This window comes from Stutzerimonas chloritidismutans, from assembly GCF_020783375.1.
In the GTDB taxonomy this organism is placed as follows: Bacteria; Pseudomonadota; Gammaproteobacteria; order Pseudomonadales; family Pseudomonadaceae; genus Stutzerimonas; species Stutzerimonas kunmingensis.
In genome coordinates this window covers 2,307,702-2,321,553 of record NZ_CP086067.1, presented here as the reverse complement: position 1 = coordinate 2,321,553, position 13,852 = coordinate 2,307,702, and the positions used below count along the sequence as shown (strand labels likewise).

Below are 13,852 nucleotides of genomic sequence, written 5' to 3'. Positions count from 1 at the left end.
TGGTACCGATGAATATCCCGAACTTGCTCACCGTTCTACGCGTGCTGCTGATACCTATCTTCATTCTGCTGTTCTATCTCCCGTTCTACTGGAGCTACCTGGCCGCGAGTGCAGTATTCACCGTTGCCGCGCTGACCGACTGGCTCGATGGCTACCTGGCGCGCCGTCTCGAGCAAAGCACGCCGTTCGGTGCCTTTCTCGATCCGGTGGCCGACAAGCTGATGGTCGCTGTAGCGCTGGTGTTACTGGTCGAAGAGCATTCGAACCTCTGGCTGACATTGCCGGCAGCAATCATTATCGGTCGGGAGATCGTCGTCTCGGCCTTGCGCGAATGGATGGCCGAGCTGGGCGCTCGCGCGCAGGTGGCGGTGTCGAACCTGGGCAAGTGGAAGACCGCTGCGCAGATGGTCGCGCTGGTGATCCTGCTGGCCAATCCGCCGCAGCCAACAATCTGGGTCGGGCTGGGTTATGCGCTGTTGATCGTGGCAGCGGGGCTGACGCTTTGGTCGATGATCAATTACCTGATGGCTGCCTGGCCGCACCTGAGCACCTCAGAAAAGAAATAAAAACTTTTTTAATCAAGGGGTTGACGGCAGCATTCGATCGTATAGAATGGCGCCCGTCACCAAGACAACGCGGGAATAGCTCAGTTGGTAGAGCACGACCTTGCCAAGGTCGGGGTCGCGAGTTCGAGTCTCGTTTCCCGCTCCAGTTTGTAAGATCGCGCCGCAGTAATAATGCGGCGCCTTCGTTTTGAGGCCGGTTGGCAGAGTGGTTATGCAGCGGATTGCAAATCCGTGTACGCCGGTTCGATTCCGACATCGGCCTCCATATTGAAAAGCCCCAAGCAACTAGTTGCTTGGGGCTTTTTCTTTTGCGCGGCTAAAAGCCAAGCATCTTGATACGCCAATTAGTTTGGCAACGAGCGACTCCGTAAAGGCTATCTATACTTCGAGAGCGCCTTTCGCGCGAGGAGAACAGCCATGCGACGCCTCACAGCTTTTACCCTTGCCGTCCTGTTCAGCACGCCGCTGCTGGCGATGCACTGTCCCATGGACATGGCCAAGATTGATGAGCAGCTCGAAACCAATCCGCCCAAGGATGCCGCTACGCTGCAGCAAGTTCGTGAGTTGCGTGCTGAGGGCGAGCAGCTGCATCAGGCTGGCAAACATGCCGATTCGGTAAGGGTGCTGGGCAAAGCGCTGTATCTGTTGGGGCTGAAGCCCTGATCAGCGCGCCCGGCGCAAGCCGACCAGCAACCAGAACAGCAGTCCCAGTATCGGGAAGACGGCAATACCGATTGCCCAAAGCGCCTTTGCGCCTACGGTTCGCTCACTTTTGAAGACGCTGGTGATCGCAAGCAGATTCGCGGCTATCAGCGCTACCGCGGCCGCTATGGCCAAGTACGTCATCGAATCGGACACTTCTCGCTCCTCCTGACAGTTCAACTATGAGGCCGTGAACTGCACAGGACGGTTCCGTTCGACAGTCGTGCCGCATTTGCAGCATTGCGATGGGATCACTCAGCCCAGCAGCTGCTCAAGCTCATCGCTGCTCGGCACCTTGCCCTCCACGACAATCTCCTCATCAACTGCGAGCGCAGGGGTGCGCATGACGCCCGCGTCGATGATGGCGTTTACGTCGGTGACTTTCTCGACCTCGAACTCCAGGCCGAGTCGCCGCGCGGCAGCTTCGGCGTTGGCGGAAAGCTGTTGGCACTTGGCGCAGCCAGACCCATAAACAGTCAGTTTCATTGTCGTCCTCACATCAGTTGGCCATAGAGATAGCCGCTGAGCGTGGCCATGACCACTACCAGCGAGCAGTACACGATCGTTTTCTGCGTGCCGAGCACGGTACGAATCACCAGCATGTTCGGTAGCGACAACGCAGGCCCCGCCAACAGGATTGCCAGTGCCGGGCCCTTGCCCATTCCTGCGCCCAACAGACCTTCCACGATGGGCACTTCGGTCAGGGTAGAAAAATACATGAAGGCGCCGAGGACCGAGGCGAGGAGGGTGGAGGTGAAGCTGTTGTCGCCCACAGCCCAGACGACCCATTCGCTGGGAATCAGCCCTTCGTGGCCGGGGCGGCCGAGCAGCATGCCGGCGATCAGCACCCCGCCAAGCAGTAACGGCATGATCTGTTTGGTGAAGTCCCAGCTCTGACCGACCCATTCCTGGCTTGCTGCGTTCTGGCGACTGGCCTGTAGCATCAACCCCGCGATGCCTATGACCATGGCAAGCTCCGGCCACTGAGGCGCAAGCAGAGCGCTCGCAGCGACCAGCGCGCCAATCATGAGCAACGGTCGTACCGACCAGTTCCAGCGACGCGCCAGCAATGACGCCAGCAAGATGGCGAGGGTTGCGGTGATTGGCCACTTCCAGGCATGCACGGCCATCCAGGCCGAGTTCTCCGCGCTGGCCCAGTTGGCGAATACCAGAATGCCGATCATCAAGCTGAACAAGGCGACGATGTCGCCGAGCGGGTGCCCGTCGTCGTCACCGGCGAAACCGCGGGCACTTTTGGCCGCACGTGCAGCCTCCTCGCGGCGGTAGAGCAGGTGCATGATGGCGCCAATTACCAAGGCGAACACGATGGCGCCAACGGCTCGAGCGATCCCGAGCTCGGCGCCAAGCACCTTGGCGGTGACCACGATGGCCATGACGTTGATCGCCGGCCCCGAATAGAGAAAGGCGATTGCTGCACCCAGGCCGGCACCGCGCTTGTAGATGCCGCCAAACAGCGGCAGTACGGTGCAGGAGCACACCGCCAGCAGCGTGCCGGCGATGGATGCCACACCGAACGCCACGGGCTTCGGCGAAGCCGGGCCCAGGTGCTTCATCACGGCACCCTGGCTGATGTAGACGGCCATTGCGCCCGCGATGACGAAGGCTGGCAGCAGGCAGAGAATCACATGCTCACGGGCGTACCACTGCGTCAGGCGCAGGCCTTCCAGTACCGCGTTTTCGAAACGGGGCTGGCCCATCGGCAGGAAGAAGATCAGCAGGAACGCCGCGCACATTCCGAGCAGCACTTTGGCTTCGGTGGGATGGCCCCGCCAGAAGTTAGCCAAGTGCGCTCTCAGCGAAAGTGGTGTGTCACTGGTCGGGGCAGGCTGCTCTTGTGCGGGGCTGTCCATGTCTGTGGTCCTCTCAGGCGTCTGCATCGATGGTAGTCAGCCTGCGCGCCGCCCTGCTGATCAGGGTCAAGCGAAGGTGAGTGGTTCCAGCTCAATCAGCCGGCAACGCCCGGTTGTACCAGTCACGGCTGCGGTTGATGCTGCGCACCAGCCAGAGCATGACCGGCACCTCGATCAATACGCCAACTACGGTCGCAAGGGCCGCGCCTGAATTGAAACCATAGAGCACGATTGCAACGGCAACCGCCAGTTCGAAGAAGTTCGAAGCACCGATCATCGCTGAAGGGCCGGCAACATCATGGCGAACCAGGAAGCGACGGTTGAGCCAGTAGCCCAGTCCGGCGATGAATAGTGTTTGCAGCAGGATCGGTACCGCGAGCATGGCGATGATCAACGGCTGGGCCACGATCGCTTCGCCCTGGAAGGAGAACAGCAGGACGAGGGTCGCCAGCAACGCCACGATGGAAAATGGCTGCACTTTCGCCAGTGCCGCCTGAAAGGCCGGCTCACCGCGCTTCATCAGCCGGCCGCGAATGAACTGGGCGATGGCCAGCGGAATGACGATGTACATCACTACCGAGAGCAACAGGGTATCCCAGGGCACTGGAATCGACGACACGCCGAGCAGCAGGGCGACGATTGGCGCAAAGGCAAACACCATTACCACGTCGTTCAGCGCCACCTGGGTCAGGGTGAAATTGGCGTTGCCGTTGCAGAGATTGCTCCAGACGAAAACCATCGCCGTGCAGGGTGCGGCGCCCAGGAGGATCAGGCCAGCCATGTAGCTATCGAGCTCGGAAGCCGGGAGCCACGGCGCGAAGACATGCTTTATGAATACCCAGCCGAGCAGGGCCATGGTGAATGGCTTGACCGCCCAGTTGACGAACAGTGTGATGCCCATGCTCGCCCGTTGTGCATAAACCTCCCGCAGCGCCGAGAAATCGATCTTCATCAGCATCGGGATGATCATCACCCAGATCAGCAGGCCGACCGGAATGTTCACATGGGCGATTTCCAGCGCGCCGACCGCTTGTGCGGCAGCGGGCAGTCCCAGACCGAGGAGGGTGCCGGCAACGATGCAGAGAAAGACCCAGAGCGTCAGATAACGCTCGAAGAATCCGAGCGGGACGCCGGCCGCTTTCTTCCCGGCCACTTCACATTGACTGGACATCGCTAATTACACCTTTTCGCATGATGATCGGGATTGCATCGGTGGTTGCTAGGGGCGCTGCAGGGACGTTGCGGCAAGTGCCTGAACGACCTCATCGACGGTACTTCGCGCCGTGCGGGTGACGCCGATCAGCGTGGCAGATGCCATGCCGGTCCAGTCGCCGTAGCCCACCAGCCAGAGATTGGGTTGCTTCACGACACGGGTGCCTTCTACCTGTACTTTGCCATCGGCCTCGATGATGCCGAGTTCACGAAGATGATCCAGTGCCGGGCGGAAACCTGTGCACCAGATCACCGCGTCCAGGTCCTCACGACGCCCATCCGCCCACTCGACTCCCGTTTCGGTGAAGCGCGCGAAGGGGCGCTCGGCCACTAGAACGCCACGCTCGCGGGCTTCGCGCACCGGCGGCACCATGACGATGTCACCGAAGCCGCCGGCCGGCTCGTCGATGCTGCGTCCCTCCTGCTGCGCCTTCCAGCGCGCGGTGGCGCGCTCGAACAACACGCGGCCGTCGACATCGTCGGGCAGAAACGCAGGTGGCTCCTGAGTGACCCAGCGTGTCTCGCTGACTCTGGATAACTCGGCGAGGACCTGCGCGCCGGAGTTTCCACCGCCTACCACCATCACCCGTTTACCTGCGAAGGGACCAGGGTCACGGTAGTGAGCCGAGTGAATCTGCGCACCCTGAAAAAGCTCGTGCCCTTCATAAGGCGGAATGAAAGGCTTGCTCCAGGTGCCCGTCGCACTGATGACTGCGCGAGCCAGCCAATGCTGATCGCCTGCTTGCACACGCCAGAGATCGTCGAGGCGGCTGATCGTATCGACTCGAACCGATCGCTGAATGGGAAACCGGTAGCGATCTTCGTGGCGTCGCAAATAATCGATAACATCGCTGCGCGTGGGATTGCCCGGCTCGGCCGGAGCAGGCATCGGCCAGCCGGCAATCGAGCTCCAGGCGGCGGGTGAGAACAGTCTCAGCGACTCCCAGGCGTGCAGCCATGCGCCGCCGGGACTGGGCTGTTCATCCAACAGCAGATAGGACAGCGACGTGCGACGCAGAAAGTACGCAGTCGTCAGGGCGGACTGTCCTGCGCCAATGATGATGACATCGAGAACATTGGGTGCTGTCATCAAGCGGCTCCCGTGAAGGCGGATATTCGTTCGAATAAATATATGCGATACGGAATATACGCCTCTTGTTCCGGCGCAACAAACTCGCCTTTGACAGCGCGCAGTAAATAGCTGGCCTAGCTCGAGAGAGAGAGAGAGAGCTTTACTTGCTTATGCGCTAAGCAATATATTCGCCCAGGCATATCTGATGGGGAACGGCTTCATGGCCTATAAATCGCGCGTCCTGTTCGTCTGCGTCGCCAACTCGGCACGCTCCCAGCTCGCCGAGGCGTTGCTGCGGCATACCGATTCGGAGCACTTCGAGGCGTTCAGTGCAGGCACCGCTCCCACCCAGGTCGATCTACGAGCGTTGGCAGCGCTCGAGCAGCTTGGCGTTGCGACAGTGGGATTGCACAGCAAATCGCTGGAGGAAGTGGAAGGGCAACCGTTCGATTTCGTGATCACGCTGTGTGATAAGTCGTCATTGGAATGCCTTGCACTGCCTGGTGCGGGCGAGTACATCGCCTGGAACTTCGAAGACCCTGCCACCAGCGACCAGCCGGATGCTTACCGGCACACGCTTCACGAGATACATGAGCGGATCAAGATGTTCGTGTTGGTCAAGAACAAGCGCTGAGAAGATATCAATGGTCGAGCACCTGACACCTACCACTGTATTCAAATGCCTGGCAGACGAGACTCGCGTGCGGATCGCGTTGCTCGTCGCCCGTGAAGGCGAATTGTGTGTCTGCGAGCTGACCTGTGCTCTGGATGAAAGCCAGCCAAAGATCTCGCGGCATCTGGCGCTGCTGCGCGGATGCGGAATTCTGGAAGACCGCCGTCAGGGCCAATGGGTTTACTACCGACTCCACCCGCACCTGCCTGACTGGGTGACCGACATGCTGCAGCCGATCCTGGCCGCCAACAAGAATTGGCTGGGCGATAACGTGCAGCGCCTCGAAAGTATGCGCAACCGCCCAGAACGCGCCAGCTCATGCGCCTGAATCAAGAACGACCATGAAGATTCTCTTCCTCTGCACCGCCAACAGCTGCCGCAGCATTCTGGCCGAGGCGCTGTTTAACCATCTCGCGCCGGCCGGCATGCGCGCGTTCAGCGCCGGCAGCGAGCCAAGAGGCGATATCAATCCGCTGACGCTTGAGGCGCTGGCGCGGGCCGGCATTGCGGCTGATGGCTTGTATAGCAAGAGCAGCGACGCGCATCAGGCGCTGAATCCCGACTTCGTCATTACCGTCTGCGACAAGGCCGCTGGCGAAGCGTGCCCGATACATTTCGGGCCGGCCACCAAGACGCACTGGGGGCTTGCCGATCCTTCCGAGAGGGTCGGTAGCCCCGAGGAGATAAAAGCGGCGTTCGATGCCACGCTGGTCAGGCTCAAGCTACGTTTCGCCGCGTTTCTCGCGCTACCGCTCGCTCAACTGGATGCCGCTACGCTGAGAACCGAGCTGGCGCGCATCGGCACACTTTGAACCTAGCAGGACATGCCTAATGAACGACGATCTGCCCAATATCGACCCAGATCTGCTGGATATGCCTGACCTGGACAAGCTTGCTCTGCCGGCAGGTCCAGAACACAGGCCACGCATCCTGCTGCTCTATGGCTCTAACCGGGAGCGTTCCTACAGTCGCCTGCTGGTACAGGAAGCTGCGCGCCTGCTCGAGCGTTTCGGTGCCGAGACGCGCATCTTCAATCCGTCGGGATTGCCGCTGCCGGACGATGCACCGGACAGCCATCCGAAGGTGCAGGAGCTGCGCGAGCTGATGCAGTGGTCGGAAGGTCAGGTGTGGTGTTCGCCGGAGCGTCACGGCTCGATGAGCGCGGTGTTCAAGGCGCAGATCGACTGGGTGCCGCTGGCCATGGGCGCGGTGCGGCCGACACAGGGCAAGACGTTGGCGATCATGCAGGTCAGTGGCGGCTCTCAGTCGTTCAACGCGCTGAACCAGATGCGCGTGCTGGGCCGCTGGATGCGCATGATCACCATCCCGAACCAGTCCTCGGTGGCCAAGGCCTTTCTCGAATTCGACGACGCCGGCCGGATGAAGCCCTCGGCCTACTACGACCGCGTGGTGGATGTGATGGAGGAGCTGATCAAGTTCACCCTGCTGGCCCGCGGTCGGGCCGACTACCTGGTCGATCGCTATTCGGAACGCAAGGAGTCGGCCGAAGCGCTGTCCCGTCGCGTCAATCAACGCTCCATCTGACTTTCCAGGAATCGCCCGCGTGTCCCATCCCTACGACATCCTCGATGTACCCGGCAGCGCCGGTCAGCTGATCTTCACACCGTGCCCCGGCAGCAAGGGCACCAGCGTCGATGAGGCGCTGGCTACCCTGCAAGCGGCCGGCGCTGACGCGCTGATCACCCTGATGCCTGCTGAAGAGCTGGCGCGCAACGAAGCGACGCAGCTGGCGCAGCTCTGCGCCGAGCGCGGCCTCGAGTGGTTTCACCTGCCGGTGGCTGACGAACAGGTGCCGCTGGCGGACTTCGACCAGGCCTGGGAACAGTCGGCGGATCGGATCAATGAGCTGCTGGATGCCGGCAAGCGCATCGCTATTCACTGCAAGGGCGGCTCCGGTCGTACGGGCCTGATCGCAGCGCGCATCCTGATAGACCGCGACGTGCCGCGCGCAACCGCCATCGCCAGCGTCCAGGCGCTGCGCCCCAAGGCTATCCAGCATCCGGCCCATGTCGGCTGGATCGAACGCTTCGGCGCATGACGGGCTTCGCATGCTGAATACGCTTGGCCTGTTCGTCATTACCGCGATAGCGGAGATCGTCGGCTGCTATCTGCCATACCTCTGGCTGAAACAGGGCAAGAGTATCTGGTTGCTGCTGCCAGCTGCGCTTTCCCTCGCGCTGTTCGCCTGGCTGCTGTCGCTGCATCCCACCGCCGCCGGGCGCGTGTATGCGGCGTACGGCGGCGTTTATGTCGGCGTGGCGCTGGTCTGGCTGTGGCTGGTCGATGGCGTTCGCCCGACCTGGTGGGACCTGCTTGGCTGCGCCGTTGCGATGCTGGGCATGGCGATCATCATGTTTGCGCCACGAACTTCCTGATTCACCTTTTAAAAGCGAGTCATCCATGAGCATCAAAGTTGGCATCAACGGCTTCGGCCGCATCGGACGTCTGGCACTGCGCGCGGCATGGGATTGGCCGGAGCTGGACTTCGTGCAGATCAACGATCCGGCAGGGGACGCGGCGACCCATGCGCACCTGCTGAACTTCGACTCCATTCACGGTCGCTGGCAACACGAAGCGGGATCCGATGGCGACTGTCTGGTGATCGACGGTCAGCGGGTAAAGGTCAGCGCCAACAAGGCGATCAGCGAAACCGACTGGTCGGGCTGCGATCTGGTCATCGAGGCCAGCGGCAAGATGAAGACCGTTGCCGTGCTGCAGCAATATCTGGAGCAGGGCGTCAAACGCGTCGTGGTCAGCGCGCCGGTGAAGGAGCCGGGTGCACTGAACATCGTCATGGGCGTCAACGATAGTCTGTTCGATCCGGCGCAGCATCGCATCGTCACCGCGGCATCCTGCACCACCAACTGCCTGGCGCCGGTGGTCAAGGTGATCCATGAGCAGCTCGGCATCCGCCACGGTTCGATCACCACCATCCATGACCTGACCAATACCCAGAGCATTCTCGATCAGCCCCACAAGGACCTGCGCCGCGCTCGGGCCTCGGGCATGAGCCTGATTCCCACGACTACCGGCTCGGCCACGGCGATCGCTGAAATCTTCCCGGAGCTGCGCGGCAAGCTGAACGGCCATGCCGTGCGCGTGCCGCTGGCCAATGCCTCGCTGACCGATTGCGTGTTCGAAGTGGAGCGCGCTACCGATGCCGCTGAGGTGAACCAGCTGCTCAAGGCCGCGGCAGAGGGCGAGCTGAAGGGCATCCTCGGGTATGAGGAGCGGCCGCTGGTTTCCATCGACTACCGCACCGACCCGCGCTCGTCGATCATCGATGCGCTGTCGACCATGGTGGTCAACGGCACTCAGGTGAAGATCTACGCCTGGTACGACAACGAATGGGGCTACGCCAACCGCACCGTGGAACTGGCGCGCATGGTGGGGCTGGCAGGGTGAGATGCCGCTGAGAGGCGTTCGCTGAGAGCGGTGCGGGCTATGGAAGAAGGGCAGGTAGGGTGGGCTGGAGCCCACCCTACGGCAAATCCGTGACTCGAATCCCCGACTCTTTTCTCGGCATGCCACGCCATCGCCAATCTAGCTGCGCAGTACACCTGCTCAATCAATCCGGAACCGACCATGCAAGCCTTTGCCAGACTGTCCCCCGAGGTGCGCCAGTACCTGATCGTCACCGGTAACTACTGGGCGTTCACGCTCACCGACGGCGCGCTGCGCATGCTGGTGGTGCTGCATTTCCATTCGTTGGGCTACACGCCACTGCAGATCGCGGCGCTGTTCCTGTTCTACGAGGTGTTTGGTGTTGTCACCAATCTGGTTGGCGGCTATCTCGGCGCTCGACTCGGCCTGAACCGGACGATGAACCTTGGCCTGGCGATGCAGGTGGTGGCGCTGCTGATGCTCACTGTGCCAGCGGCGTGGCTGACGGTGCCTTGGGTGATGGGTGCGCAGGCGTTGTCCGGTATCGCCAAGGACCTGAACAAGATGTCGGCCAAGAGCTCGATCAAGCTCCTGGTACCCGACAGCCAGCAGGGCACGCTGTACAAGTGGGTGGCCATCCTCACCGGCTCGAAGAATGCCCTCAAGGGAGTGGGATTTTTCCTCGGTGGCGCACTGCTGACGCTGCTGGGATTCGGCGGCGCGGTCCTGGCGATGGCTGCGGTGCTAGCCGTGATCTGGATCGGCAGCCTGGTGCTGTTGAAAAAGGATCTTGGCAAGGCGAAGGCCAAACCGAAGTTCAAGGACATCCTCTCCAAAAGCCAGGCAATCAACGTACTGTCGGCCGCGCGGCTGTTTCTCTTCGGGGCTCGCGATGTCTGGTTCGTCATCGCGCTACCGGTGTACCTGAGCACCGTCTTCGGCTGGAATTTCTGGGTGGTCGGCGGCTTTCTGGCCTGCTGGATCATCGGCTATGGCATCGTCCAGTCGATAGCGCCGGCCATTACCGGCAAGCGCAGCGGCAAGGTACCGGATGGACGTGCGGCCTTCATCTGGGCCGCGCTGCTGGCGGCGCTAACGGCGGCAATCGCTGTGGGCCTGACAACTGATGCATCGCCGCAATGGGTCCTGATCGGCGGGCTGCTGCTGTTCGGTGCGCTGTTCGCAGTGAATTCCTCGCTGCACAGCTATCTGATCGTCAGCTACGCCAAGGAAGACGGCGTTTCGCTGGACGTGGGGTTCTATTACATGTCCAACGCCATGGGTCGGTTGATCGGTACCCTGCTCTCCGGTTGGGTGTTCCAGGCCTATGGGTTGCAGGCTTGCCTGTGGGTTTCGTCACTCTTCGTGCTGCTCGCCGCGATTATCTCCCTGCGCCTGCCTCGTCACACGCGATAGCTGAGTAGGGAAGGTCGGGCGCGAACGCCCGACCCGTATCGCTTAGTAGCTGTACTGCAGCTGTGCCCAAAGTTTCTCGGTGTCCACCGAATAGTCGTCCGCGTCGTAGCCGGCGTACTTGACCGTTGCGACCAGCCCTCTGACCAGCGGGATGGCGCGGCTGTAACCGATGTTGATCTCTTCCCCGTACTGCTCGCTACCACGCTCGGCGCGGAAGTCGTGGTACCAGGCCTGCAGCGTGCCGCCCAAGAGCGGTAGTGTGCCCCCCAGGTAAACGTCCTGCACACCGTCTGCCGGCGTCAGCAGGAAGGTGTCGGCCCAGCCCTGAAAGGCGTGCTTGGTGGCCAACGGCGTCTGGAAGGCGCGATTGCCCGGCCCCGAGTCGCCGCCCAGTACTTCCACGCCCGCTTTAAGAGTCGCACCCTTGAGGGCGTAGCCAAGTTCGGCCAGGTAGTACTCGCTGCTCAGCTCCTGTGGATTGTCGGCGTAGTCCTGCTGGCGCGCATATTCAAGCGCATAGCTGATGCCGTGGAGGGCACCGTTCAGACGCAGACCTGTGGTCTTGCTGGACAGGGTGCCGAGCGCAGCAGCGGGTGCAGTGGCGATGTTGTCCAGTCCCAGCAGATAGCTGTAGGCGGTGGCCGTCAGCGCCGGTGAGTGAGCGTAGCGGGCGTTGAACAGATGGCTGTGGCCTTCGATATTGGCCGGGTTGGCGCGATTGTCGAAACGGTTGTCGCCCGGGCCGAAGATCGTGTTGATGTTGTTGATGTAGGCGTAAGTCAGGGTCAGCTTGTCGAGCGGTTGCAGCTGGCCCAGCACACCGTCGTAGGTTTGTTCGTTCTGCCGCCAACCGACGCCACCGACGAAGCGCTGGTTGTCCAGATTGATGCGCTGACGGCCGGCAATGGCGCTGCCGAGTTCGTGGTCGTAGCGCAACAGCGCCTGGTTGATTTCGCTGCCGTCGGGGTCGGCTACCACGGAGTAATCGGTCTGGCCGTTGCGTGTGCTGTTGTAGGCGGCATCACCCAGGCGGCTTACGTTGTCTGCCTCGACCAGAGCCGACAGGCCGTACCACTTGCCGGTCTGAAAGCCGACGCGGGTGCGCAGCGTCTGGGCGTTGGCGTGCTCAAGTGCGTTGTCCTGATCGACGTGCTCGTAGCGATAGCGCACATCCAGAATCGGTTTCGCGTCGGTGAACAAGCTGCTGAAGGTTTCCTGAGCGAAAACCGCCGGACTGCATAACAGCCCAGCGCTCAGCAGGTAGGGGGTCAGATGATGGGGATGCAGGTTCTTCATGTGCCGCTCCTTGGTTGACATCGGAGCGAAAGATAGGCTGCTTACTATTTTTGCCATTGACAGCCGTCAAGGCCACAGAAAAGCTCTGGAACAGGCCTTGCGACCCGTTCGCGAGGCCTGACAGGAGTCGAGCTCAGCTGTGTACAGCGGTTCTCAGCATGCCGATATCATGTGCGGCGCGCTGAATCAGTGCGGCAGCGTTCGGCCCGGCCTTGTCATGACCGTTACGACGCCCGCGGCGCCAATGCACCATGGGCTGGAGTGCACTGATATCCGATCGGGTAACCAGTTCTTCGAGTGATCGCTTGCTCATGTTCGCGTCCTCACGTCGTGAGTTCGGTGGAGCGTCCTTGCGCCATGGGGAGTCCATGAGCAGACGATGCGCGATGATTGTTACAGCGGTTTGGCAGCACGGCGCAATCGGATGGCCGGTGCAGGGAGGAGAAGACGGCTAACGCGCCAGCATCAGACTTCGGTGATCGCGCTGACGCTGGTGATGCCAGCGTTCCAGATCATCTCGTAGTGTGCGGTCTGAACGATGGACAGTACGCGCCGCGGCGTCATGAGTGCCCAGCAGTGCCGGCCTGGGCTACGTACCGAGTGATACCGCAACCCGGGGAATCCCTCTTGCCTGGCGAGGCGACCGAACTGGCGGGACTGGAAGTAATCATCCGCGTCGTAGATCGGATCCGACATCGACACGCTCGTGGCATCCAGCAGCCCGGCCTCGTTGAACTGACATGACAACCCGCGGAAAACGAACCGCTCGAAGTTCAAGCCTACGACATTCGACCAGTAGTGCTCCTGGTGATACCGCACCTCGGCCAGTGCCGTTTCCATGCTGTCGGCCAGATACAACACGCCGTAGCTGCCATCGCTGAAACGAGAGCCGGCTGGATTCACGTGGGTGAACGGCGCCGTAGCGTAGGAGCAGCCCGGAATGCCAAATGGTATTTCTGACCGAGGAATCAGCTCGAGGCGGCCAGTTTCGTTGTGCAATCTCGGGTTTGTCAGCGCCTGCAACTGATAGAGGATTTCAAATTCCTCGGCGTCGGCTACGTCATCGAACAGATCGATGGGGGGATACTTGGAGTTCACCAGCCGATAGGCCTGACAACGGGCATCGGCCCGCACGGGAAGCCCTTTCGGCACTACCACTGCGCGCCTCGCAGGCTGTCGATACGGCGGAACGACTCGTACAGGGAAATCATGTCCCCCTGAGCCATTACCTCCAGTGGCGATCGCCCGTTGAAGAATTCGTTGTGATTGGGCATTGCCGGAAAGCCGTAAGTGTTTTCCGGGTTATCGAAGATCAGCCGAAGTGCTGCGTGGATGTTGAGAATAAAACTGACGCGCTGCATCTGGTCGGGGTCCAGACTGACCGACCAATCTGCATTGCGGAGTTTGGCCCGTGCGTGAGTACTGCGGGAGATACGCAGTATCCGACAGGCCTGTTCGGTAGACGCCTGCCATTTTTCGAGAACGTTCACCGCGGTTCGAAGGCCGGCGGCGCACTGGTCTTTGGTAAACGCGGGTGCCTGAAGAGTCGCAGTCATGGCAATTGCTCGATTAATTCCATGGACTCAGGATAGCATCTTATGTGTCTGTAGACACAATTACGCACACGCTATCTTTCTGG

General features: G+C 61.1%; 19 protein-coding genes and 2 tRNA genes. 12 read left to right on the top strand and 9 right to left on the bottom strand.

The window, feature by feature from the left end; translation table 11 throughout:
- The first annotated feature begins 8 nt into the window (after window positions 1-8).
- The 4 genes from pgsA (at window position 9) to LLJ08_RS10735 (ending at window position 1,229) form a co-directional block, all read left to right on the top strand.
- On the top strand, window positions 9-566 hold the full coding sequence (gene pgsA / locus LLJ08_RS10750; RefSeq protein WP_003300236.1) for a CDP-diacylglycerol--glycerol-3-phosphate 3-phosphatidyltransferase: 558 nt from the start codon (window positions 9-11) through the stop codon (window positions 564-566).
- A 69-nt stretch (window positions 567-635) separates the two neighbouring features.
- Window positions 636-711: transfer RNA gene (locus LLJ08_RS10745), tRNA-Gly, on the top strand.
- Window positions 712-757: 46 nt separating this feature from the next.
- Window positions 758-831 (top strand) — tRNA-Cys (locus LLJ08_RS10740).
- A 152-nt stretch (window positions 832-983) separates the two neighbouring features.
- Window positions 984-1,229, top strand: a complete 246-nt coding sequence (locus LLJ08_RS10735; RefSeq protein WP_014820259.1) for a hypothetical protein — start codon at window positions 984-986, stop codon at window positions 1,227-1,229.
- Here LLJ08_RS10735 and LLJ08_RS10730 read toward each other — a convergent pair whose 3' ends face one another.
- The 5 genes from LLJ08_RS10730 to LLJ08_RS10710 all read right to left on the bottom strand — a co-directional run bounded on the left by LLJ08_RS10730 (window position 1,230) and on the right by LLJ08_RS10710 (window position 5,441).
- Window positions 1,230-1,412 (bottom strand): PLDc N-terminal domain-containing protein, encoded by a 183-nt coding sequence (locus LLJ08_RS10730; RefSeq protein ID WP_228208928.1) that lies wholly within the window; start codon window positions 1,410-1,412, stop codon window positions 1,230-1,232.
- 111 nt (window positions 1,413-1,523) lie between these two features.
- Window positions 1,524-1,754 (bottom strand): thioredoxin family protein, encoded by a 231-nt coding sequence (locus tag LLJ08_RS10725; protein WP_041013925.1) that lies wholly within the window; start codon window positions 1,752-1,754, stop codon window positions 1,524-1,526.
- Window positions 1,755-1,762: 8 nt separating this feature from the next.
- Window positions 1,763-3,073 carry a permease gene (locus tag LLJ08_RS10720; RefSeq protein WP_228206992.1) on the bottom strand — a complete coding sequence of 437 codons (1,311 nt, stop codon included), beginning with the start codon at window positions 3,071-3,073 and terminating at the stop codon, window positions 1,763-1,765.
- 157 nt (window positions 3,074-3,230) lie between these two features.
- Window positions 3,231-4,310, bottom strand: coding sequence for an ACR3 family arsenite efflux transporter (arsB, locus tag LLJ08_RS10715; RefSeq protein ID WP_014820255.1), 1,080 nt, complete (start codon window positions 4,308-4,310; stop codon window positions 3,231-3,233).
- Between the two features lie 48 nt (window positions 4,311-4,358).
- Entirely contained in the window at window positions 4,359-5,441 is a 1,083-nt protein-coding gene (locus LLJ08_RS10710) for an ArsO family NAD(P)H-dependent flavin-containing monooxygenase (RefSeq protein ID WP_228208927.1), read from the bottom strand.
- Between the two features lie 202 nt (window positions 5,442-5,643).
- Here LLJ08_RS10710 and LLJ08_RS10705 point away from each other — a divergent pair, with 202 nt between their 5' ends.
- From LLJ08_RS10705 to arsJ, 8 genes are all read left to right on the top strand, one after another.
- Window positions 5,644-6,057, top strand: coding sequence for an arsenate reductase ArsC (locus tag LLJ08_RS10705; protein WP_014820253.1), 414 nt, complete (start codon window positions 5,644-5,646; stop codon window positions 6,055-6,057).
- Window positions 6,058-6,067: 10 nt separating this feature from the next.
- Window positions 6,068-6,424, top strand: a complete 357-nt coding sequence (locus tag LLJ08_RS10700) for a metalloregulator ArsR/SmtB family transcription factor (RefSeq protein WP_014820252.1) — start codon at window positions 6,068-6,070, stop codon at window positions 6,422-6,424.
- 13 nt (window positions 6,425-6,437) lie between these two features.
- Window positions 6,438-6,908, top strand: a complete 471-nt coding sequence (locus LLJ08_RS10695; protein WP_228206991.1) for an arsenate reductase ArsC — start codon at window positions 6,438-6,440, stop codon at window positions 6,906-6,908.
- 19 nt (window positions 6,909-6,927) lie between these two features.
- Entirely contained in the window at window positions 6,928-7,641 is a 714-nt protein-coding gene (gene arsH / locus LLJ08_RS10690; RefSeq protein ID WP_228206990.1) for an arsenical resistance protein ArsH, read from the top strand.
- A gap of 19 nt (window positions 7,642-7,660) precedes the next feature.
- The gene (locus LLJ08_RS10685) at window positions 7,661-8,155 is read left to right on the top strand and encodes a cyclin-dependent kinase inhibitor 3 family protein (RefSeq protein ID WP_101275728.1); all 495 of its coding nucleotides are present in this window, start codon (window positions 7,661-7,663) and stop codon (window positions 8,153-8,155) included.
- A gap of 10 nt (window positions 8,156-8,165) precedes the next feature.
- The gene (locus LLJ08_RS10680; RefSeq protein WP_003284967.1) at window positions 8,166-8,492 is read left to right on the top strand and encodes a YnfA family protein; all 327 of its coding nucleotides are present in this window, start codon (window positions 8,166-8,168) and stop codon (window positions 8,490-8,492) included.
- Window positions 8,493-8,517: 25 nt separating this feature from the next.
- A complete protein-coding gene (locus LLJ08_RS10675) occupies window positions 8,518-9,522 on the top strand; it encodes an ArsJ-associated glyceraldehyde-3-phosphate dehydrogenase (RefSeq protein WP_023446604.1) in 1,005 nt (334 codons plus the stop codon).
- 180 nt (window positions 9,523-9,702) lie between these two features.
- Window positions 9,703-10,917: an organoarsenical effux MFS transporter ArsJ gene (arsJ, locus tag LLJ08_RS10670; RefSeq protein ID WP_228206989.1), complete on the top strand. Its 1,215-nt coding sequence runs from the start codon at window positions 9,703-9,705 to the stop codon at window positions 10,915-10,917.
- A 42-nt stretch (window positions 10,918-10,959) separates the two neighbouring features.
- Here arsJ and LLJ08_RS10665 read toward each other — a convergent pair whose 3' ends face one another.
- From LLJ08_RS10665 to LLJ08_RS10650, 4 genes are all read right to left on the bottom strand, one after another.
- Entirely contained in the window at window positions 10,960-12,213 is a 1,254-nt protein-coding gene (locus LLJ08_RS10665) for an alginate export family protein (protein WP_228206988.1), read from the bottom strand.
- Between the two features lie 133 nt (window positions 12,214-12,346).
- On the bottom strand, window positions 12,347-12,526 hold the full coding sequence (locus LLJ08_RS10660) for a hypothetical protein (protein ID WP_014820245.1): 180 nt from the start codon (window positions 12,524-12,526) through the stop codon (window positions 12,347-12,349).
- A gap of 152 nt (window positions 12,527-12,678) precedes the next feature.
- Window positions 12,679-13,365 carry an RES family NAD+ phosphorylase gene (locus tag LLJ08_RS10655; RefSeq protein WP_023446601.1) on the bottom strand — a complete coding sequence of 229 codons (687 nt, stop codon included), beginning with the start codon at window positions 13,363-13,365 and terminating at the stop codon, window positions 12,679-12,681.
- Window positions 13,365-13,769, bottom strand: coding sequence for a hypothetical protein (locus tag LLJ08_RS10650; RefSeq protein ID WP_044314453.1), 405 nt, complete (start codon window positions 13,767-13,769; stop codon window positions 13,365-13,367). The genes LLJ08_RS10655 and LLJ08_RS10650 overlap by 1 nt, the downstream gene beginning before the upstream one ends.
- Window positions 13,770-13,852: the final 83 nt, after the last annotated feature.

What these genes read in the sequence shown, in the direction of transcription:
- pgsA (WP_003300236.1), top strand. Translation starts at nt 9, where the DNA reads ATGAATATCCCGAACTTGCTCACCGTTCTACGCGTGCTGCTGATACCT.
- LLJ08_RS10735 (WP_014820259.1), top strand. Translation starts at nt 984, where the DNA reads ATGCGACGCCTCACAGCTTTTACCCTTGCCGTCCTGTTCAGCACGCCG.
- LLJ08_RS10730 (WP_228208928.1), bottom strand. Translation starts at nt 1,412, where the DNA reads ATGACGTACTTGGCCATAGCGGCCGCGGTAGCGCTGATAGCCGCGAAT.
- LLJ08_RS10725 (WP_041013925.1), bottom strand. Translation starts at nt 1,754, where the DNA reads ATGAAACTGACTGTTTATGGGTCTGGCTGCGCCAAGTGCCAACAGCTT.
- arsB (WP_014820255.1), bottom strand. Translation starts at nt 4,310, where the DNA reads ATGTCCAGTCAATGTGAAGTGGCCGGGAAGAAAGCGGCCGGCGTCCCG.
- LLJ08_RS10710 (WP_228208927.1), bottom strand. Translation starts at nt 5,441, where the DNA reads ATGACAGCACCCAATGTTCTCGATGTCATCATCATTGGCGCAGGACAG.
- LLJ08_RS10705 (WP_014820253.1), top strand. Translation starts at nt 5,644, where the DNA reads ATGGCCTATAAATCGCGCGTCCTGTTCGTCTGCGTCGCCAACTCGGCA.
- LLJ08_RS10700 (WP_014820252.1), top strand. Translation starts at nt 6,068, where the DNA reads ATGGTCGAGCACCTGACACCTACCACTGTATTCAAATGCCTGGCAGAC.
- LLJ08_RS10695 (WP_228206991.1), top strand. Translation starts at nt 6,438, where the DNA reads ATGAAGATTCTCTTCCTCTGCACCGCCAACAGCTGCCGCAGCATTCTG.
- arsH (WP_228206990.1), top strand. Translation starts at nt 6,928, where the DNA reads ATGAACGACGATCTGCCCAATATCGACCCAGATCTGCTGGATATGCCT.
- LLJ08_RS10680 (WP_003284967.1), top strand. Translation starts at nt 8,166, where the DNA reads ATGCTGAATACGCTTGGCCTGTTCGTCATTACCGCGATAGCGGAGATC.
- LLJ08_RS10675 (WP_023446604.1), top strand. Translation starts at nt 8,518, where the DNA reads ATGAGCATCAAAGTTGGCATCAACGGCTTCGGCCGCATCGGACGTCTG.
- arsJ (WP_228206989.1), top strand. Translation starts at nt 9,703, where the DNA reads ATGCAAGCCTTTGCCAGACTGTCCCCCGAGGTGCGCCAGTACCTGATC.
- LLJ08_RS10665 (WP_228206988.1), bottom strand. Translation starts at nt 12,213, where the DNA reads ATGAAGAACCTGCATCCCCATCATCTGACCCCCTACCTGCTGAGCGCT.
- LLJ08_RS10660 (WP_014820245.1), bottom strand. Translation starts at nt 12,526, where the DNA reads ATGAGCAAGCGATCACTCGAAGAACTGGTTACCCGATCGGATATCAGT.
- LLJ08_RS10650 (WP_044314453.1), bottom strand. Translation starts at nt 13,769, where the DNA reads ATGACTGCGACTCTTCAGGCACCCGCGTTTACCAAAGACCAGTGCGCC.